The sequence below is a fragment of the Roseinatronobacter domitianus genome (genome assembly GCF_023336755.1).
GTDB classification, from domain to species: domain Bacteria; phylum Pseudomonadota; class Alphaproteobacteria; order Rhodobacterales; family Rhodobacteraceae; genus Roseinatronobacter; species Roseinatronobacter domitianus.
Window position 1 is genome coordinate 31,657 of record NZ_JALZWP010000006.1, and the last position, 18,684, is coordinate 50,340.

Genomic DNA, 18,684 nt, shown 5'->3' on the forward strand with positions numbered 1-18,684 from the left:
ACACCGCCCATGACCGATTTTGCCCACACCCGCACCATGTTCGATCTGCCCGAGGGGGTGATCTATCTGGACGGCAACTCGCTCGGCCCCCTGCCGCGTGCAGCAAAGGACCGCGTCGCGCGGGCCATTGCCGATGAATGGGGGCAGATGCTGATTACCGGCTGGAACAAGGCCGGATGGATGGACCTGCCCGCGCGCGTGGGCGACCGTGTGGGGCGGCTGGTCGGGGCGCAGCCGGGCACCGTGGTCATGGGCGACACATTGTCGATCAAGGTCTATCAGGCGCTGGCCTCTGCTCTGGAACTGCGGCCCGAGCGGCGGGTGATCCTGTCCGATACCGGCAATTTCCCGTCCGACCTGTATATGGCCGAAGGACTGTGCCGCACGCTTGGGGCGGATTACGCGCTGAAAACCGTTGTCCCCGAAGCGGTCGAGGACGCGATTGACGACCATGTCGCCGTGCTGATGATAACCGAAGTGGACTACCGCACTGGGCGCAAACATGACATGGCACGCCTCATCGCCAAGGCCCATGCGGCGGGTGCGCTGGTAGTCTGGGATCTGGCGCATTCGGCGGGTGCAATCCCGGTGGACCTAACCGGCGCGAACACCGATTTTGCCGTGGGGTGCAGCTACAAATACCTCAATTCCGGCCCCGGCGGCCCGGCCTTCATCTATGTGGCACCCCGCTTGGCCGACAAAGTGCGCCCGGCGCTTTCGGGCTGGTTGGGGCACGAAGCACCGTTTGCCTTTGACCTCGATTACCGCCCCGGCGCGGGAATTGAGCGGATGCGCGTGGGCACGCCCCCGGTGTTGCAACTGGCCGCGCTCGATGCCGCGCTGGATGTGTGGGACGGCGTGGACATGGCCGATCTGCGCGCCCGGTCGCTGGAGTTGCAGGATATGTTCATCGAACGGGTCGAGGCCGCCTGCCCCGATCTGACCCTTGCCACCCCGCGCGACCACAAAAGCCGCGGCAGTCAGGTCAGCTTCCGCCACGCGCAGGGTTACGCAATCATGCAAGCGCTGATCGCCGAAGGAGTGATCGGCGATTTCCGCGCGCCTGACATTTTGCGCTTCGGCTTTACCCCGCTTTACCTGTCGCGCGAAGACGTGGCCCAAGCCGCCGATATTCTGTGCGATATCATGACGAGTGGCCGCTGGGACCGCCCCGAATTTCACACCCGCGCGAAAGTTACCTGACCGGCGTCACAAGATTGCCGGGTTTCGGGGGTAGCCCGACGCTTGAACAAGGCAAAAGGCCACAGAAATATGAGCGTAGGCGTCACTCCCCAAGCCCCCCGCAGCTTCGCGCAGCGCGTGATGCGCGGCGCGGCCTTTACCTCTGGCGGGTTCGTGCTGTCGCAAGGAATGCGCTTTGCCTCGAACCTTGTTCTTGCGCGGCTGCTTTTCCCCGAAGCATTCGGGCTGATGGCGCTGATGGCGATGGTGCTGACCGGGCTGACCATGCTGTCGGATACCGGCGTTCCGCAATCCATCATGCAGAACAAACGCGGGGATGATCCCGATTTCCTGAACACCGCCTGGACATTGAACCTGATGCGCGGGGTGTTCTTGTGGCTGGTGGCCTGTGCGCTGGCATGGCCCGCCGCATGGCTCTATGAGGCCCCCGAATTGTTATGGATTCTGCCCTTGGGCGGTCTGTCGCTGGTTATGCTGGGGGCCGCGCCCACGCGGGTCTTCTCGGCGCAGCGGCACTTGCAGCTTGGTCGGATCATGGGGATCGAGCTTGGCTCGCAGCTTGTCGGCATTGTCGCAATGGTCACGCTGGCGCTGATATATCAGACCTATTGGGCGCTGGTTGCGGGCGTGCTTGTGACCGGGCTTATGAAGCTGGTCATGGAATGGAGCTTGCTGTCCGGCCCGCGCAACCACCTGCGCTGGGAAAAAGCGGCTGGCAGCGAGCTGTTGCGCTTTGGCGGCTGGATCATGCTCTCCTCGGCCTTTGGCTTTGTGTTGTTGCAGGGCGACCGCGCCATCTTGGGCGTGTTCCTGACCGTGGAAAAGCTGGGCATCTATAATATCGCCTATTTCCTTGCCTTCTTCCCGGTGCTGATGGCGCATACCATGATGTCGAAACTGCTGATCCCGTCCTACCGCGAAATGTTCGCGGGGCGCGATGGTGAACATGACCGCAAGATCCGACGTATGCGTTTGGGGCTGACCGGCACGGTCATGGTGCTTCTGACCATCATGGCGCTGATTGGACCGGCGCTGATCGACCTGCTTTACGACGACCGCTACGCAGAGGCCGGGCCAATTATCGTCATGATAAGCTGCGCACAAATGCTGTCGCTTATCATGCTGACCTATGACCAAGCGGCGCTGGCGCGCGGCGATTCGCGGCGTTTTTTCTGGGTCATCGCGTTTCGTGCCACGGTGCAGACCTGTTGTTTCGTTGCCGGCGCGGCCTTGGCCGGGCTGCCGGGCGCGCTTCTGGGCCAGGCGGTTGCGGCCGTGCTGGTCTACCCGGCGGTTGCGGCATTGGCCAAGCATACCGGCGTTTGGGACAAACGGCATGACGCGCTTTTTGCAGCACTGGCGCTTTTGCCCATTGCGGGCGCGCTGAGCCTGCATTGGGACAAGATCGCACCGCTGCTGCCCTGACGCTTACCTTATCGTAACCACCCCAAGGCTACACCTGATCTCGAACTCGCAGAAGCGGTCGAATCGGAGTGTGCCGTGCCTGAACCCAGACTTGCCCGTTTTGGTTTGAAACCCTCACGGCTATGCGGTGCCGCCGCATTTGCGCTGCTCATCGCAATCTTTGCGTGGCCTGTGCTGGCGAAATCTGATGCAGCCCTGTGCACACAGGCTGCGCAAACTGCTGCGCGCAAACATGGCGTGCCGCTGAATGTGCTGCGCACGGTTGCGCTTCTGGAAACCGGTCGCAGCCAAGGGGGCCGTTTGCGCCCCTGGCCCTGGGCGCTGAATGCGGGCGGGAAAAGCCATTGGCTGACCAGCAAAGCCAAGGCCAAGGCGACCGCGCGCGCAATCCTCGCCACGGGGCAACGCAATCTCGATTTCGGATGTTTCCAGTTGAACTATCACTGGCATGGCAAGAATTTCTCCAGCCTCGACGCCATGCTCGACCCTGTGCAAAACGCCGATTACGCAGCCCGCTTCCTGCTGGGCCACTATCAGCGATTGGGCGATTGGAAAGCGGCGGTCGGGGCTTATCACTCGCGCACGCCCAAACACGCGGCGCGCTACCTTGCACCCTATGACAGCGTTATCGCGCAGCTGCCGCCCGTGCCCGCAAACCCGCAGCCGCCTGCTCGACAATCCGGCAACAGCTTTGCACTTCTGAGCGGTGCGGACCGGAACGCAGGCGGGGGCGCCCGCGGCTCTATCGTGCCCGCCTCCGTGCTGAACGGCAGCACCCCCCTTATCCAGCTTGGGGGCAGCGCACCATGATGAAGATCGACGCGCGCACCCTGTTCCAACCGACGATCCTGCTGGCGCTCGCGCTGATGGCCGTCATCGTGATGATGATCCTGCCGATCCCGGCCTGGGCGCTTGACCTTGGGCTGGCGGTGTCTTTCGGGCTGGCGATCCTGATGTTCACCGTCACATTGTTCATCCAGCGACCACTCGATTTCTCCATTTTCCCGACCGTGCTTCTGGCCTCACTCATGCTGCGGCTGTCGCTCAACGTCTCCTCGACCAAACTCATCATCGGCGAGGGGCATACCGGCACCGATGCGGCGGGCGGCGTGATCCAGGGGTTTGCCAATTTCGTCATGGGCGGCTCTGTCTTTCTGGGCGTCGTGATCTTTCTTGTTCTGCTCATCGTCAATTTCATCGTCATCACCAAGGGCGCAGGCCGCATGGCCGAAGTCGGCGCGCGCTTTGCGCTGGACGGGATGCCGGGCAAACAGCTTGCCATCGACAGCGACATGTCCGCCGGCGCCATCGACCATGCAGAGGCACGGCGCCGACGCGAAACCGAACAGGCGGAAACCAATTTCTACGGCTCGCTGGACGGGGCGTCGAAATTCGTCAAGGGCGACGCGGTGGCGGGGCTGCTGATTACGCTGCTGAATATCGTGATGGGGCTGATAAACGGCACCATGATCCACGGCATGTCACTGGGCGCCGCGTTCGAGACCTACGCCATCCTGACCGTGGGCGACGGGCTGGTCAGCCAGATCCCCGCCGTCATCATCTCTATTGCGGCCGCACTTCTGCTGGCGCGGGGTGGCGCGAATGGCGCCACCGACAGCCAGCTTTTCGACCAGTTGGGACGCTACCCCTCTGCACTGGCCACCGTGGGCGTGCTTATGGCGCTCTTTGCACTGGTGCCGGGCTTGCCTTTCTTGCCCTTCATCGCGGGGGCGGCGCTGTTGCTGGGGCTTGCATGGCTTGCCCACCGCAAAGCCACATTGGCAGCCGAACCCGCCCCCGTCCCGCAAGACACCGCGCCCGCCGCACCCGGTTTGGGCGACATTCTGGACCTTGATGAAATCCATGTGCAATTCGCGCCCGACCTTGTGCCGATGGTGCTGGACCCCGGCCTTGGGCTGGATGCCCGCATCAGCAATATCCGCGCCCATGTCGCGCGTGAATTCGGGCTGATCCTGCCCGAAATCCGCCTGACAGACGAAGTGAACTTGCCCGCGGGCAGCTATGCCATCCTGATCCACGGGGTGGAACAAGCCCGCGACCGTTTGCACCAAGACAAGGTGCTGGCCCTGATCGGCGCAGACAAAACCCTTGCCACACCGGGAGAGGATGTGTCCGAGCCCGTCTACCGCGCCCCGGCCCGCTGGATCGACCGTGCCGCACAGGAAACTGCCGCGCTTTCGGGCGCAACCGTTGTCGCACCCATCGAAGTGCTGGCCACACACCTGCTGGAAGTTCTGAAATCCAACCTCGGGCGGCTGCTGACCTATCGCACCCTGAACCGCGTGCTGGATGAATTGGGCAGCCTGAGCGACGCCACGCGCGGCGATGCCAACAAACGCCTGCTGTCCGAACTGATCCCCGACAAAGTGCCGCTGGATTCGCTGTTGGGCGTGCTGCGCCTGTTGCTGGACGAGCGCGTTTCAATCCGCAATCTGCCGCTGATCCTTGAAGCGCTGGCCGAACTGCGTGGCACGGGCCAGTCGCCGGAAACCTTGTGCGAACATGTCCGCCAGCGACTGGGCTTTCAGCTTGTCTCGAAACTGAAACGACCCGATGGCACGGTGCCGCTGGTGCAGCTTGCCCCGGAATGGGAAGACCTGTTCGCCACCTACCAGCTATCGGGCGACCAGGGCAGCGCCGATATCGCCTTGCCGCCCGAAGATTTCGGACGCCTGACCAGTGGCATTGCGGAAAAGCTGTCGGGTCTTGGCGCAAGCGGCATCAGTCCGGCGGTTGTCACCTCGTCACGCCGCCGCCGGTTCCTGCGAACGGCAATGGTTGCGAAAGGTCTTAGCGCGCCGGTGCTCAGCTACGAGGAAATCGGGTTCGAGGCGCGCCCCGCACTGGTCGGAACCGTCGCGGCATGAGTTCCGAGTTGATCGCGGCCCTGTCCGATCTGGGCGCAAGTTTTGGCCCGACCTTGCAGGCCGCACTCGTGGTTTTCCTCCGCGTTGGGGCGATGATGACCATGCTGCCGGCTTTCGGCGAATCTGTCATTCCCATGCGGGTGCGGGTAGCGCTGGCGCTGGCCTTCACCGCAGTCATCACCCCCGCGCTTGCCCCCGAGCTGCCGCCCCTGCCGCAACGCCCCGTGCCATTGCTGTATCTGGTTGCCACCGAAACCGTCGCAGGCTTTGCGCTGGGTGCCGGGTTGCGGCTGTTCGTAATGGTGTTGCAGATTGCGGGCACCATAGCCGCGCAAGCCACGTCGCTCTCGCAGTTTTTTGGCGGCGCGGGCGTGGACCCGCAACCAGCCATGTCGCAAATCCTTGTCATGGGCGGGCTGGCGCTGGCGGTCACGCTGGGGCTGCATGTGCGGCTCACGGAATTCCTGTTGCTCTCCTACCAGTTCATCGCACCCGGAGAGTTTCCCGCTGCGAGTGACATGGGCGATTGGGGCGTGGCGCAGGTTTCACGCGCCTTCGCGCTGGCCTTCACCCTGGCCATGCCCTTCGTCATTCTGTCGCTGGTGTTCTACGTCGCACTTGGCGCGATCAACAAGGCCATGCCGCAACTCATGGTCGCCTTTGTCGGTGCTCCGGCGATTACCTTTGCAGGGCTGGCGCTGTTGCTGCTGACCGCACCGCTCATTCTGCCCATCTGGCATGACGCATTCACGGCTTTCATTGCCGAACCGGTCGGGGCCACACCATGAGCGAAGAGGACAGCGCCGAGAAGGAATTCGAGGCGACCGAGCGAAAACTCGACGAGCAGCGCCGCAAAGGCGAGGTGCCGCGATCCACCGACATCAACACCTCCGCCGCCTATCTGGGGCTGTTGATTGCCGCCATCGCCCTGGGCGAGGCCAGTATCACCCGTGTCGGAGAGTTGGGGGCAGTGCTGCTGCAACAGGCTGATAGTCTGGCCGAGCTTGCCGCCGGGGGCGCGCGCCCTGTCATCGGAACCATCATCACCGATGCCGTCTTCGCCAGCCTGCCGCTTTTTGCACTGCCGTTCTTGTTGGTTTGGGCGGTCTTGTTCGCCCAGCGCGGCGTGATCTTTGCGCCAGAAAAGCTGCAACCGAAAATCTCGCGCATCTCGCTGATTTCGAATGCGAAAAACAAGTTCGGGCGGGGTGGTCTATTCGAATTTGCCAAAAGCACGGTGAAACTCGCGGTCATCTCTGCGGTGCTCTGGGTGTTCGTGCTGCATGAATTGCCCGATATCCTGCACAGCCTGTATCTGACCCCTGCCCTCGCCACGACCGAACTGATGCAAATGGTCCTGCGCTTTTTGCTTTTGGTCTTTGTGTTGTCCATGGTCATCGGCGCGATAGATTTCTTCTGGCAGCGTGCCGAGCACCTGCGCAAGAACCGGATGTCGCATAAAGAAATGCGCGACGAGATGAAATCCGCCGAGGGCGACCCCTATGCCAAACAGGAACGCACGCGGCGGGGGCGCGAGATTGCCACCAACCAGATGCTGGCCAATGTGCCGCAAGCGAATGTGGTAATCGTGAACCCCGAACATTACGCCGTAGCGCTGAAATGGTCCGCCACCGATCTGGGCGCGCCGGTCTGCGTGGCAAAGGGCACGGACGAGATTGCAGCCCGCATCCGGGAACGCGCGGCGCAAGCCAATGTGCCCTTGCACCGTGACCCCCCCACAGCCCGCGCGCTGCATGCCAGCGTCGAGATTGGCGCAGAGATCGCGCCCGACCATTACGGCGCTGTCGCCGCCGCCATCCGCTTTGCCGAAGCGATGCGCAGCAAAGCCGCCAAGGGCCGCTGGGCATGAGCGGCGCATCACTGGAACAACTGGCGCGGCTGGCAGCCGTGTTGCGCGATCGCGACCTTGCCCGGCTGGGCAAGCTGACGCGCGCGCGTCAGGCGCTGGCCGAGAAGATCGCGCGCCTGTCGACACGGGTCGAGATAGATGCTGACCCAGCGCTTAACGCGGCCAGGCTGGCCCATGCGCGCTGGGCCGAGCAAAATCGCATCCGCCTAAACCCCATACTGGCCCGGCAGACCGCGCAGGTCATGGCGCAGAAAGCCAGATGCGCGCGCAGTCTCGGCCGGGCACAGGCGCTTGAAGGGTTGCGCGCGAAACCGCGCTAGATCATCCACTCGCCCGCACGCATCAGCGGAACCGGGTCGGCGCCCGTGCGCAGCCCGTCAACATTCGTGCGCCCGTCACCGATCATCCAATCCACATGGATCAGGCTGGAATTGCCGCCGCGCGCCGCGATCGCATCGGGCGACAGATCGTCCCCTTCCAGGCAAGACGCGTAGCATTGGCCCATAGCGATATGCGACGCCGCGTTCTCGTCGAACAAGGTATTGTAGAACAGATGCCCGCATTGCGACACGGGCGAGCTGTGCGGCACCAAAGCCACTTCACCCAAGCGCGCAGCACCCTCATCGGTGCCGATCATCTGCGACAGAACATCCTGACCGCGCGTCGCGGTGGCAGACACTGCGCGCCCGCCCTCAAAGCGCATCTCGATCCCCTCTATCAGGGTGCCGTGATGCGACAGTGGCTTGGTGGCGCGCACCACCCCGTCAACCCGCGCGGCATGGGGTGTGGTAAACACCTCTTCGGTCGGGATATTCGGGTTGCAGATCACACCATTGCGCGCCTGTGTCGCCCCGCCTTGCCAGAAATGCCCTTCGGCCAGACCGACCCGCAGATCGGTGCCCGCGCCGGTAAAGTGCAGCGTGTCGAAGCGCGCTGCGTTAAGCATGGCACAGCGCCGCGCAAGCCCTGCGTTATGACTTGCCCAAGCCGATACCGGGTCGTCTTGGTCCAGACGCGCGGTGCTCGCAACAGATGCCGCCAGCCGCGCCAGCGCCTCTGCCGCTGGCAGGTCGGGGAATATCCGCGCGGCCCAGGCGAGCGTCGGGCAAGCGATAATAGACCAGTTGATGCGAAATTCCGCAATATGCGACAGCGCCGGACGGTAGGCGGTTGCGTTGGCGCGGTTGGCACGCCCAACCTGCGCACTGTCCTGATCCGACAGAAGGAACGGGTCTTCGCCCACCAGCGCCAACCGTGCGGCCCCGGCATCATAGGCCTGCGCCATGCCGTCATAAAGCCAGCCGGGCGCATGATCGAACGCCGCGTCCTGGCCATGAATGTAGCGGGCGCGCGCAATCTCTGCGTCGCTGAACACCGGCGTTACCAGTTTCGCCCCGGCGCGATACGCCTCTGCGGTAATGGCGCGGGCCAATGGCAGCGCGCTTGTGGGCGCGGTCATCACCAGTTCCTGCTCGGGTTGCAGGTTCAGCCCCACGCGCACCGCAAGACGCGCCAGCGCCTGCATCATGTCTTGGTCCAGATCGGTCGTGTCGCGCATACCAGCCTCCATGTGTTTGCCCAGAGGCTGGGTCATGCGGGCGACGGGGTCAAGCACCGTTGCGCAGGATATTGGTAATCAGCACCTCGAACACCACCCGCGGGCCCATGACCTGCGTTGCAGCATCCAGAAGCGCCCGGCGCAACAACGCCATATTATTATTCGAGGTGAACATACCATCGAACCCGCCGATATTGGCATGATCGAACAGGATTTGCAGCATCCGGTCGCGCAATAGCGGTTCCTTGCCGGCAACGGCAAGATTGGCGGTATCGTCGATTTCCAAGGCCAGTTCGATCACCACAATAGAGGCGACGCGGCCACCCTCGACCAGCGGCACCAGAAACTGTCCCTCCAGTTCGTAAAGCTCGGTCACAGGTGCAGAGATCGGCGGCGCCACAACCTCTTCGCCTTCAGGCAGCGGTTCGGGCGCCGGGCGCATCACGAACCCCGCCCCCACACCGCCTGCAAGCCCCAGCAGCATCAGCAAGATCGGCAAGATCTTTGCCATGGTCCCTCCTTAAGCCCCTTAAAAGGGCGTGACGATGTCCAGAATCTGCGCCCCGTAGCGCGGCTGCTGCATGGTCGAAATAATGCCGCGCCCACCATAGGAAATTCGGGCATTGGCAATCTTGTCATAGCCGATCTCATTCTGGCGCGAGATATCGGCGGCGCGGACATAGCCGGTGACAAGCAATTCGCGCAATTCGTGGTTAACCCGCACTTCCTGTCGCCCTTCTATGCGCAGGATGTCATTGGGCAGCCGCTCGACCACGGTCGAGGCGACACGCAGGGTCAGTTGTTCATTGCGGCTGACAGAGCCATTGCCGGAGAACTCTGTCCCGCCCTGAGTTTCGACTCCGGCGGCAATGCTCAGCCCTCCCGGCAAACGGCGATCAATCGCCTCTGGTATGCCGAAAAGGGACGGCCCGGCCATGCTGGTGCTGCCGCTGCGCCCCCGCGCGGTAGAGTTCGAGATTTGCGCGCTGTCGTTGATTTCAATGACGACCGTCATGATGTCGCCCGGCGACGAGGCGCGCCGGTCGCCCAAAAGCGAGCGCTGCCCCGCCGACCACAACGAGGCGCGGTCATTGGGCCTCTGCGCGGCGCTGTCTTCGGGCAGCGGCACGCGATATAACGCGGCATGTTCGAAACTGTCTTCCGGCGCGGTAAACTCTGGCGCGCGGCCCACGTGAGACAGCGGATCGCAAGCCATCAGCGGCAGGCAGGACAGGCACAGGATCAGCAGGCGCATGGGCGTTCCTTTGCAGCAGGGGGTGCATCTCTCATGGCGTCGTTCTCATGGCGTCGTTCTCATGGCGTCGTCATCGTGCCGACTTCGACCTGACCAAAGCTGGTGACACGGCCCTGCACCGATTGACGCGAGGCGATGTTCATGACCGTCACCATGTCGCCCAGCGCAGCGCGACCCAGCGCGCGCCCTTCGGACAAGATGGTCAGCCCGCCTTGGCGGTAGACCATCACAACGGAATCATTGCGCTCGACCACGGCGGCAGGCCCCAGATCGGCCAGCCGCACCGGGCGGCCCGGATAGATGGCGACACGCGCTTCCAGCCCGACCACTTGCACCGGGTCGGTGGCCGCGCCGGCGATATGCCCGCGTTGCACAGCCACATCGCCCTCGCGCACCACCTCTGTCGCGCGGATAAGCCGGGTCGCGACCAAAGCATCGGCAAAGACCGGCATCGGCAGCAGCAAAAGCAGCACAAGACCCCACATCAGCGCATTTGCGTCGTGGCGCCCATCATCTGATCGGCGGCGGTGATGACCTTGGCGTTCAACTCGTAACCGCGTTGCGCCTTGATAAGTTCGGTCATCTCGCGCACCGGGTCGACTGAACTTTCTTCCAGATAGCCTTGGCGCAAGGTGCCCAGCCCGTCCTGCCCCGGCACACCCTGAAGGGCGGGACCAGAGGCTTCGGTTTCCAGAAACAGGTTCGAGCCAATCGCCTCCAGCCCTTTTTCATTTGTGAAATTGGACAGGTTCAACTGCCCCAGCCGTTGCGGTTGGATAGAGCCGATGAAATAGGCGAAAATCTCGCCCTCGGAATTGATGCTCAGGTCGCGCGCGTCATTCGGGATGACCAGTCCGGGGGCGACCTCGTAGCCTTCGGAATTCACGATCAGACCATCGCCGGTGCGCTTCAGGCCACCATCGCGGGTATAGGCGGCGTCGCCATTCGGCAGGGTCACTTCCAGATACCCTTTGCCCTCTATTGCGACATCCAGATCGTTGCCGGTATAGGCCGAGGCACCTTGCTGGATCTGCATCCCGACCGCGGCGGGGCGCACGCCAAGCCCCACCTGCACACCGGTCGGCAGCACGGTGCCATCGGCTGCGGTGATCGCCCCGGCGCGGGCGAATTGCTGGTAATGCAGGTCGGCAAACTCAGCGCGCCGGGCGTTATAGCCCGTGGTGCTCATATTCGCGAGATTGTTGGAAATCGTATCGACGCGCATTTGCTGCGCGGTCATGCCGGTCGCGGCGATTTGCAGGGCTTTCATTCGAACCTCCGGTTCTGGTTAACGGCCAAGTGTCTGGATCACGCCCTTGATGCGCTCATCCTCACGTTGCATCAGGCTTTGTCCGCGCTCATAGGCGCGCTGCACATCGATCATGCGCGATAGCTCGATCATGGGATCGACATTCGAATCTTCGAGGAAGCCCTGAAGAATTTGCGGGTTTTCGACCGGGAGGACATCGCCCTCGACCGAAAACAGCGTGCCCGCCGCCCGCGAGAGCGTGACAGGGTCGGCGGGCAGGACCAGCCCGACCTGCCCCAGCGGCACACCATCGGCAGACAGCGTGCCATCGCGCGCCAACGTCACATCGCGCGCGCCGGGCGGCACAAAGATCGCGCCGCCACCCGCATCCAGCAGCCGATGGCCATCAGGGTTGACCAATTCGCCCGCAGCATTGGGTGTGAAAATACCCGCGCGGGTCAGCCGTGGCCCTTGCGCGGTCTCAAGCTGGAAGAACCCGTCACCTTCGACCGCGAAATCGAACCGGCCATTGGTTTGCGACATGGCACCCTGTAGCTGAACCGTCTGTCGGGTATTGCCCAGCGCCATGGAGACCGATGGCTCTGTCCGGCCCATCCCGACCACAAATTCCGAGAACAGCACCCCTTCGCGGCGGTAGCCCGTGGTCGCGGAATTGGCGATATTATGGGCCACCACCTGCAATTCACGCCGCAGCCCCGACATGCGGGTAAGCATAATGTATGACGCGTTATCCATTTCAGCCCCCCGCGATCAATGGCAGAAGTTCATCATGGAACAAGCTGACCAGCGTCGCGGTCATGAAGCTCATCGACACCCAGAACACCGCGACGATGGCCAAGAGCTTCGGCACGAACGTCAGCGACATTTCCTGAATGGAGGTCAGCGCCTGGAACAGCCCAACACCCACCCCCGCCACCAGCGCCGCGCCAAGAATGGGCGCGGATATCAGCGTGCCGACCCACAGCCCTTGGCGCAATGTATCGAAGAAGATCACCTCATCCATCGTGTTAGACCGGCATCCGCAGGATTTCGAGATAGGCTTCCACCACACGGTCGCGCACGCTGACGGCGGTTTGCACGGCCAATTCGGTATCGGCCAGCGCCTGCACCAGCGCGTGCGGATCTGCGCCACTGACCATGGACGCCGTCGCGGCCTGTTCCGAGGCTTGCAAGCCAGAGACGAAACTGCCCATGGCCTGCCCGAAAGCCGCTTCGGCGCGCGGCGTGGCCGGGCCGGGTTGGGCGGCGTCGCGGGCGCGATCATAGCCGTTAATGGCCAGAGATGACGGAATTTGCATGGTTCAATATCCTTTGATTACCGGCGCAGAAGGTCGATCAGGCTTTGCGACATCTGCCGCGCCTGGTCGAACATCGCCAAATTTGCCTCATAGCTGCGCCCGGCTTCGCGGGCATCGGCCATCTCGACCATGGTGTTGACGGTCGAGCCACGGTAATACCCGTCGCCATCTGCCAGCGCGTGGCCGGGGTCATAGATGCGCGGCAGCTCGCCCCGGTCCAGCTTTACCGGGCCAGTCGCCACGGTCGTTACGCCACGGGCGCGGTCAAACTGGCTGGAAAAGTCGATGGTTTTGCGCCGGTAGCCGGGTGTGTCGGCATTGGCGATATTCTCCGCCACATGCCGCAGACGGCGCGATTGCGCGTCCATTCCGGCAGAGGCAATGGCGAAGGTTGAAAACAGGTCTGCCATATGCGCCCCCTATCGGCCAAGTGCTGTGCGCAAGATACCCCGCGCCGAGCCATAGATGGCCAGCGCCAGATCATGCGACTGCCTGGTTTCGGCGGCGCGCATCATCTCGCGTTCCAGAGAGACGGTGTTGCCGTTCGGGGCGCGGGAATCGGCGGTTTCCAACAGGCGCGCCGGGGACAAATGCTGCACGCGACCGGCGCGCAGGTCATCCACAATGCCGGGCTGTTGCAGATACGCGCCGAAAGGAGCCACGTCGCGGGCGCGATAACCCGGCGTGTCGGCATTGGCCACGTTTTGCGAAATGACCACTTGGCGCTGCGCCGCGTGGCGCGCCATCGCCTGTGACAGCCGCATAATGGCTGGTGTGTCTAGCATGAGGGCTTCTCCCATCAATTCGATACACAAAGCCTTAAGGCTGATTCGCTTAATGTTCGGTAAGCAAGACTGCGAATCTGGGTTTTTAAGCAAAACGGGGGATCATGGATCGGATCGAGGAACTGCGCGCCACCGTGGCCAGCCTGCGCCCGGTGCGGCTGTTTGGCCGCGTTGTTGAAAGCCACGGGCAATGCGTTGTGCTGGCCGGACTGACACAGGATGCGCGGCTGGGCGATTGGGTGTCGTTGGAACCGGCGCATTGCGCGCCAATCCTAGGCGAAGTTGTGCGACTGGAAGGTGACCGCGTGCATGTCTTTCCCAATGGCGACCCGGTCGGGCTGGCGCTGTGGGACCGTGCCGAATTGTTGGGACCGCGCCAACTTGCCCCGGATGACCGCTGGATCGGGCGGGTCATCGACCCGTTCGGCGCGCCGCTGGACGGGCGGCCTCTGGCGATGGGGCAGCGCCCCCGCAATGTCGCCGCGTCGCCCCCACCCCCCGCACGGCGCGGGCGTCTGGGCGCACGGCTGGACACTGGCATGGCCGTGTTCAACACGTTTCTGCCCGTGGTGGCGGGGCAACGTATTGGCCTGTTTGCCGGCTCTGGCGTGGGCAAGACCATGCTCTTGGGCAATTTCGCGCGGCGGGTGCAGGCGGATGTGGTCGTCATCGGGCTGATCGGTGAACGCGGACGCGAATTGCGCGAGTTTCTGGAGGATGTGCTGGGGGAAGAAGGGCTAAGGCGCGCCGTTATCGTCACCGCAACTTCGGACCAGCCTGCGCTCACGCGGCAGCGCTGCGCCGAAGCTGCGATGGCTGTCGCAGAGCATTTCCGCGACCAAGGCAAGCATGTGCTGCTTCTGGCCGATAGCGTGACGCGCATGGCCGAAGCGTATCGCGAAGTGGCGCTGGCCAGCGGCGAGGATGCAAGCCTGCGCGGCTACCCGCCCTCGCTGTCGCACCGCATTATGGCACTGGCCGAACGCGCCGGGCCGGGCATGGATGGCGTGGGCGCGATCACCGCCATTTTCACTGTGCTGGTTGCCGGGTCCGACATGGAAGAACCGGTGGCCGACATCTTGCGCGGGGTGCTGGACGGTCATGTGGTCATGGATCGCGCCATTGCCGAACGCGGGCGTTTTCCGGCGGTGGATGTGCTGCGCTCTGTCAGCCGGTCGCTGCCGCGCGCTGCCAGCCCGGAAGAAAACGCCCGCCTGTCAGAAGCGCGCCGCCTGCTGGGCGCCTATGACAGGTCCGAAATGATGATACAGGCGGGGCTGTATGAGCCCGGCTCTGACCCGCTGCTGGACCGCGCGGTCGCGGTCTGGCCCGCGCTGGATGCGTTCATGGGGGAAATGGCCCCGCATGGGGTGCGCGGAGCCTTTGCAAAGCTCGCGCAATGCCTTGAGCCGCCGACAAAGGGCTAAGAGGGGTTTTCCCTGCGCGGCGATAGGTCTAAACCCATGCGCAAACTAGGGTTCATGAGGGCAATATGGCGCGCATCCTGATTACGTCGGCCTTGCCGTATATCAACGGCATCAAGCATCTGGGCAACCTTGTCGGCAGCCAGCTGCCCGCCGACCTTTACGCACGCTACATGCGTGGGCGCGGGCATGAGGTGATGTTTATCTGCGCCACAGACGAACATGGCACACCCGCCGAACTGGCCGCCGCCAAGACAGGCCAACCGGTCGCGGATTACTGCGCCGAAATGCACAACACTCAGGCCGAACTGGCGCGCGGTTTCCGGCTGTCCTTTGACCATTACGGGCGCTCCTCCAGCCCGCAGAACCACGCGCTGACGCAGCATCTGGCGGCGCGATTGGGCGAAGCCGGGCTGATAGAGGAAGTCTCCGAGGAGCAGGTCTATTCGCATACCGATGGCCGTTTCCTGCCCGACCGCTACATAGAGGGCACCTGCCCGAATTGCGGGTATGAGCGCGCACGCGGCGACCAATGCGAGAATTGCACCAAACAGCTTGACCCGACCGACCTGATCGCCCCCCGCTCTGCCATTTCCGGCGCGACCGACCTGGAAGTGCGCGAAACAAAACACCTGTTCCTGCGCCAATCCACGCTGCGCGACCGGCTGGATAAGTGGATCGACAGTCAGAACGGTTGGCCGGTGCTGACCACATCCATCGCCAAGAAATGGCTGCATGACGGCAATGGCTTGCAGGACCGGGGCATTACCCGCGATTTGGATTGGGGTGTTCCCGCGCAATTTGACGGTGCGCCATGGCAGGGCATGGATGGCAAGGTGTTCTATGTCTGGTTCGATGCGCCCATCGAATACATCGCCGCGAGCGCCGAATGGGCCGAAGCGCAGGGGCTGGATGACAGCGCATGGCGGCGCTGGTGGCGCAATGACGAGGGCGCGGAAGATGTGCGCTATGTGCAATTCATGGGCAAGGACAATGTGCCGTTCCACACGCTGTCTTTCCCCGCCACGCTGATGGGGTCGGGCGAGCCTTGGAAGATGGTCGATTACATCAAGTCCTTCAACTACCTGAACTATGATGGCGGGCAGTTTTCCACCTCGCTTGGCCGCGGCGTGTTCATGGATCAGGCCTTGTCGCTGCTGCCCGCCGATTACTGGCGCTGGTGGTTGCTCAGCCATGCGCCCGAAAGCTCTGACGCCGAATTCACATGGGAGAATTTCCAAGCCTCGGTGAACAAGGATTTGGCCGATGTGCTGGGCAATCTGGCCAGCCGCGTGACGAAATTCTGCCGCTCGAAATTTGGCGAGGTGGTGCCAGAGGGCGGCGCGTATGGGGCGCGAGAGGCACGGTTGATCGCGGACCTGACCACCCGCCTGCGCGCCTATGAGGGGCACATGGAGGCGATGGAAATTCGCAAATCCGCATCCGAGCTGCGCGCCTTCTGGGTGCTTGGTAACGAATACCTGCAAGACGCGGCGCCCTGGTCGACCTTCAAGACCGACCCGGAGCAAGCCGCCGCGCAGATCCGTTTGGCGCTGAACCTGATCCGGGTTTACGCCATCGTGTCGCGCCCCTTCATCCCCGATGCGGCGGCCAGCTTGATGGCGGCCATAGGCAGCGACGACTGGACATGGCCCGAGGATCTGGGCGCGGCGCTATACAACCTGCCCGCCGGCCACGCCTTCGCGGTGCCCGATGTCCTGTTCGCCAAGATCACGGATGAGCAGCGCGCGGATTGGGAAACCCGGTTCGCAGGCGCGCGCTAAGGCGAAAAACCCCGCGCGCAGGCCAAAACACCGGCGAATCCGGTTGACACGCGCGCGGGTCCGATTAGAAGGCAGGTTCAAGAATTTGCGGTCAGGGCGCGTGTAGCGCTGGCGGACCGGTGCAGGAGAGAATGACATGGCGAAGCCAACCACGATCAAAATCCGTCTGAACTCGACCGCGGGGACCGGGCATTTCTACGTAACCAAGAAAAACGCCCGCACCATGACCGAGAAGATGTCCGTGCGCAAATACGACCCCGTTCTGCGCAAGCATGTCGAATACAAGGAAGGCAAGATCAAGTAATCTTGCATCTTCTTTGGCAGTTTTAAAAACCGCGCCCATAGGCGCGGTTTTTTATGTTCTGCGGGGCGCGGTGCCGGGCCGCGCCATCAGCGTCAGGACCGTCGCGATCAACGCGAAGGTGACCGCCCCATCCAGCAGGAAGGCCGCGCCACCATGCAGCGTTGCCATGGCCAGGACGGCAACGGTCTGAGCCTGCAACAAGAGCGCCAGCCCGACTGCGAGAGCCGCGGCCGCAATCGCCTGAGACCCGGTCCAGACCGCGCGCCACGCAACGCCTTTACCGCCCGCGCTTTGGGCAAGCACCACGCCAAACACTAGCACCAGCCAGAGCGAGATGGCATCGGCGGCGAAGATGGCGGGTCGCGGCACAAGCCCCAAGGCAAGCGGCACGAAGGGCAGCAGCGCCAGCACACTCAGCGCCGCCCCCTGCCCCCAATAGCGCAGCATTAACCGTGCTGAGAGCGGCGCGCGCGGGCCGAAAAAGATTGCGCGGTGCCAAAGCAACCCCATAACCGCCAAAGCCAGCCCAAGGGCCGCGCGCACCGCCAATTCATAGCTTATAGGCGCGGCGGGTGGCAGGTCGGGCCAGACGTCGCCCGTCAGCCGCACGCTGATCCAAGCCTTTAGCGCCATTGCCAACAGAAAGGGCGGCAATAGCAGGCGCTGCACCTGTTTCGGCTTGGCCGCGATTACGCGCCACGCCGTGCGCAGTTGCATCACAATTTGAAGGCCCATGCGGTTTTCCCATGAAAAAGGGCCGGTCAACCGACCGGCCCTTACGCCAAATTCAGTCGGTTTATTCTTGCTGGCCCATGAACATCAGCAGGAACTGGAACATGTTCAGGAAGCTGATGTAGAGCGACAGCGCGCCATCAATCGCAGCCTTGTCCAGCCATTCCTGATCGCCGGCCGCTGCATGTGCGACGTATTCGCTTTTGATCTGCTGCGTGTAGAACGCGGTCAGACCGGCGAAGATCAGAACGCCAATGGCAGAGATGGCGAACATCATGGCCGGGCTTTGCAGGAAGATGTTGATAACCATCGCGACCAGCAGGCCGATCACGCCCATAATCAGGAACGTGCCCATGCCGGACAGGTCTTTCTTGGTGGTGTAGCCATACAGGCTAAGCCCGCCAAAAGCGATTGCCGTCACAAGGAAGGTCTGCGCGATCGAGAAGCTGGTGAAGATCAGGAAAATGGAACTGAGCGACAGACCGATGGCTGCGGCAAAGACGAAGAACCCAAGCTGCACACCTGCGGCAGAGGCGCGGCGCATGAGCGACCCCCAGCCGAACAGGATGAAAGCCAGCGGTGCAAACATAATGACCCAGCGTAGCGGCGACATATAGATCGCGCTGCCAAGGCTGTTGAGGTAGGTGCCGTTGCCCAGTTGCGCGACGGCCGCCGACGGGTCGGTCGTGGTGGCCAGCCCGGCGATGGCCCATGCGGCCGCCCCGGTAATCAACATACCCACGGACATGGTGCCGTAGACCTTGTTCATGTGGGCGCGCAACCCGATATCGATCTGTTCAGCGCGAGCGCCGCTGACCTGCGCGCGCATCGTGTTGAAATCTGCCATTGAATCCTCCGTTGGCGAAACTTGGGGGTGGATGAAACACC

General features: G+C 63.1%; 22 protein-coding genes. 10 read left to right on the forward strand and 12 right to left on the reverse strand.

Going from position 1 to position 18,684, the window contains the following annotated elements:
• The first annotated feature begins 9 nt into the window (after window positions 1-9).
• The 7 genes from kynU (at window position 10) to M3N55_RS07590 (ending at window position 7,706) form a co-directional block, all read left to right on the forward strand.
• Window positions 10-1,203, forward strand: a complete 1,194-nt coding sequence (gene kynU / locus M3N55_RS07560) for a kynureninase (protein WP_249057921.1) — start codon at window positions 10-12, stop codon at window positions 1,201-1,203.
• Between the two features lie 69 nt (window positions 1,204-1,272).
• Window positions 1,273-2,628 (forward strand): oligosaccharide flippase family protein, encoded by a 1,356-nt coding sequence (locus M3N55_RS07565; protein WP_249057922.1) that lies wholly within the window; start codon window positions 1,273-1,275, stop codon window positions 2,626-2,628.
• A gap of 75 nt (window positions 2,629-2,703) precedes the next feature.
• Entirely contained in the window at window positions 2,704-3,438 is a 735-nt protein-coding gene (locus M3N55_RS07570) for a transglycosylase SLT domain-containing protein (RefSeq protein ID WP_249057923.1), read from the forward strand.
• The gene (gene flhA, locus M3N55_RS07575; protein ID WP_428982629.1) at window positions 3,438-5,516 is read left to right on the forward strand and encodes a flagellar biosynthesis protein FlhA; all 2,079 of its coding nucleotides are present in this window, start codon (window positions 3,438-3,440) and stop codon (window positions 5,514-5,516) included. The genes M3N55_RS07570 and flhA overlap by 1 nt, the downstream gene beginning before the upstream one ends.
• Window positions 5,513-6,304 (forward strand): flagellar biosynthetic protein FliR, encoded by a 792-nt coding sequence (locus M3N55_RS07580; protein WP_249057925.1) that lies wholly within the window; start codon window positions 5,513-5,515, stop codon window positions 6,302-6,304. Before flhA ends, M3N55_RS07580 begins: the two co-directional genes overlap by 4 nt.
• The gene (locus tag M3N55_RS07585) at window positions 6,301-7,386 is read left to right on the forward strand and encodes an EscU/YscU/HrcU family type III secretion system export apparatus switch protein (RefSeq protein WP_249057926.1); all 1,086 of its coding nucleotides are present in this window, start codon (window positions 6,301-6,303) and stop codon (window positions 7,384-7,386) included. The genes M3N55_RS07580 and M3N55_RS07585 overlap by 4 nt, the downstream gene beginning before the upstream one ends.
• Window positions 7,383-7,706 (forward strand): hypothetical protein, encoded by a 324-nt coding sequence (locus M3N55_RS07590; RefSeq protein WP_249057927.1) that lies wholly within the window; start codon window positions 7,383-7,385, stop codon window positions 7,704-7,706. Before M3N55_RS07585 ends, M3N55_RS07590 begins: the two co-directional genes overlap by 4 nt.
• On the opposite strand, the gene M3N55_RS07595 is transcribed toward M3N55_RS07590, so the two are convergent.
• Genes M3N55_RS07595 through M3N55_RS07640 form a run of 10 tightly spaced genes read right to left on the reverse strand, consistent with a single transcriptional unit; the run spans window position 7,703 to window position 13,552 of the window.
• Window positions 7,703-8,944, reverse strand: a complete 1,242-nt coding sequence (locus tag M3N55_RS07595) for an aminopeptidase (RefSeq protein ID WP_249057928.1) — start codon at window positions 8,942-8,944, stop codon at window positions 7,703-7,705. The two genes, M3N55_RS07590 and M3N55_RS07595, sit on opposite strands and share 4 nt — an antisense overlap.
• Before the next feature lie 49 nt (window positions 8,945-8,993).
• On the reverse strand, window positions 8,994-9,455 hold the full coding sequence (locus tag M3N55_RS07600; RefSeq protein WP_249057929.1) for a flagellar basal body-associated FliL family protein: 462 nt from the start codon (window positions 9,453-9,455) through the stop codon (window positions 8,994-8,996).
• Between the two features lie 18 nt (window positions 9,456-9,473).
• Window positions 9,474-10,199, reverse strand: a complete 726-nt coding sequence (gene flgH / locus M3N55_RS07605; RefSeq protein ID WP_249057930.1) for a flagellar basal body L-ring protein FlgH — start codon at window positions 10,197-10,199, stop codon at window positions 9,474-9,476.
• A 59-nt stretch (window positions 10,200-10,258) separates the two neighbouring features.
• Entirely contained in the window at window positions 10,259-10,684 is a 426-nt protein-coding gene (flgA, locus tag M3N55_RS07610) for a flagellar basal body P-ring formation chaperone FlgA (protein ID WP_249057931.1), read from the reverse strand.
• Window positions 10,684-11,469 (reverse strand): flagellar basal-body rod protein FlgG, encoded by a 786-nt coding sequence (flgG, locus tag M3N55_RS07615; protein WP_249057932.1) that lies wholly within the window; start codon window positions 11,467-11,469, stop codon window positions 10,684-10,686. Before flgG ends, flgA begins: the two co-directional genes overlap by 1 nt.
• Window positions 11,470-11,487: 18 nt before the next feature.
• Complete coding sequence (locus tag M3N55_RS07620; protein ID WP_249057933.1) at window positions 11,488-12,204, reverse strand: flagellar hook-basal body complex protein; 717 nt, start codon at window positions 12,202-12,204, stop codon at window positions 11,488-11,490.
• A 1-nt stretch (window position 12,205) separates the two neighbouring features.
• Complete coding sequence (locus M3N55_RS07625) at window positions 12,206-12,472, reverse strand: flagellar biosynthetic protein FliQ (RefSeq protein WP_249057934.1); 267 nt, start codon at window positions 12,470-12,472, stop codon at window positions 12,206-12,208.
• A 4-nt stretch (window positions 12,473-12,476) separates the two neighbouring features.
• On the reverse strand, window positions 12,477-12,767 hold the full coding sequence (gene fliE, locus M3N55_RS07630) for a flagellar hook-basal body complex protein FliE (RefSeq protein ID WP_249057935.1): 291 nt from the start codon (window positions 12,765-12,767) through the stop codon (window positions 12,477-12,479).
• A gap of 17 nt (window positions 12,768-12,784) precedes the next feature.
• Window positions 12,785-13,177 carry a flagellar basal body rod protein FlgC gene (gene flgC / locus M3N55_RS07635; protein WP_249057936.1) on the reverse strand — a complete coding sequence of 131 codons (393 nt, stop codon included), beginning with the start codon at window positions 13,175-13,177 and terminating at the stop codon, window positions 12,785-12,787.
• 9 nt (window positions 13,178-13,186) lie between these two features.
• Window positions 13,187-13,552 carry a FlgB family protein gene (locus M3N55_RS07640; protein ID WP_249057937.1) on the reverse strand — a complete coding sequence of 122 codons (366 nt, stop codon included), beginning with the start codon at window positions 13,550-13,552 and terminating at the stop codon, window positions 13,187-13,189.
• 101 nt (window positions 13,553-13,653) lie between these two features.
• On the opposite strand from M3N55_RS07640, the gene M3N55_RS07645 reads away from it, so the two are divergent.
• The 3 genes from M3N55_RS07645 to rpmG all read left to right on the forward strand — a co-directional run bounded on the left by M3N55_RS07645 (window position 13,654) and on the right by rpmG (window position 17,064).
• Window positions 13,654-14,979: a FliI/YscN family ATPase gene (locus M3N55_RS07645; protein ID WP_428982630.1), complete on the forward strand. Its 1,326-nt coding sequence runs from the start codon at window positions 13,654-13,656 to the stop codon at window positions 14,977-14,979.
• 65 nt (window positions 14,980-15,044) lie between these two features.
• Window positions 15,045-16,760: a methionine--tRNA ligase gene (metG, locus tag M3N55_RS07650; protein WP_249057939.1), complete on the forward strand. Its 1,716-nt coding sequence runs from the start codon at window positions 15,045-15,047 to the stop codon at window positions 16,758-16,760.
• Window positions 16,761-16,896: 136 nt separating this feature from the next.
• Window positions 16,897-17,064: a 50S ribosomal protein L33 gene (rpmG, locus tag M3N55_RS07655; RefSeq protein ID WP_249057940.1), complete on the forward strand. Its 168-nt coding sequence runs from the start codon at window positions 16,897-16,899 to the stop codon at window positions 17,062-17,064.
• 51 nt (window positions 17,065-17,115) lie between these two features.
• Here rpmG and M3N55_RS07660 read toward each other — a convergent pair whose 3' ends face one another.
• Together M3N55_RS07660 and M3N55_RS07665 are read right to left on the reverse strand one after the other, a co-directional pair.
• Complete coding sequence (locus tag M3N55_RS07660) at window positions 17,116-17,799, reverse strand: hypothetical protein (RefSeq protein WP_249057941.1); 684 nt, start codon at window positions 17,797-17,799, stop codon at window positions 17,116-17,118.
• 61 nt (window positions 17,800-17,860) lie between these two features.
• Window positions 17,861-18,643 (reverse strand): Bax inhibitor-1/YccA family protein, encoded by a 783-nt coding sequence (locus tag M3N55_RS07665; protein ID WP_249057942.1) that lies wholly within the window; start codon window positions 18,641-18,643, stop codon window positions 17,861-17,863.
• Between the last annotated feature and the right edge of the window lie 41 nt (window positions 18,644-18,684).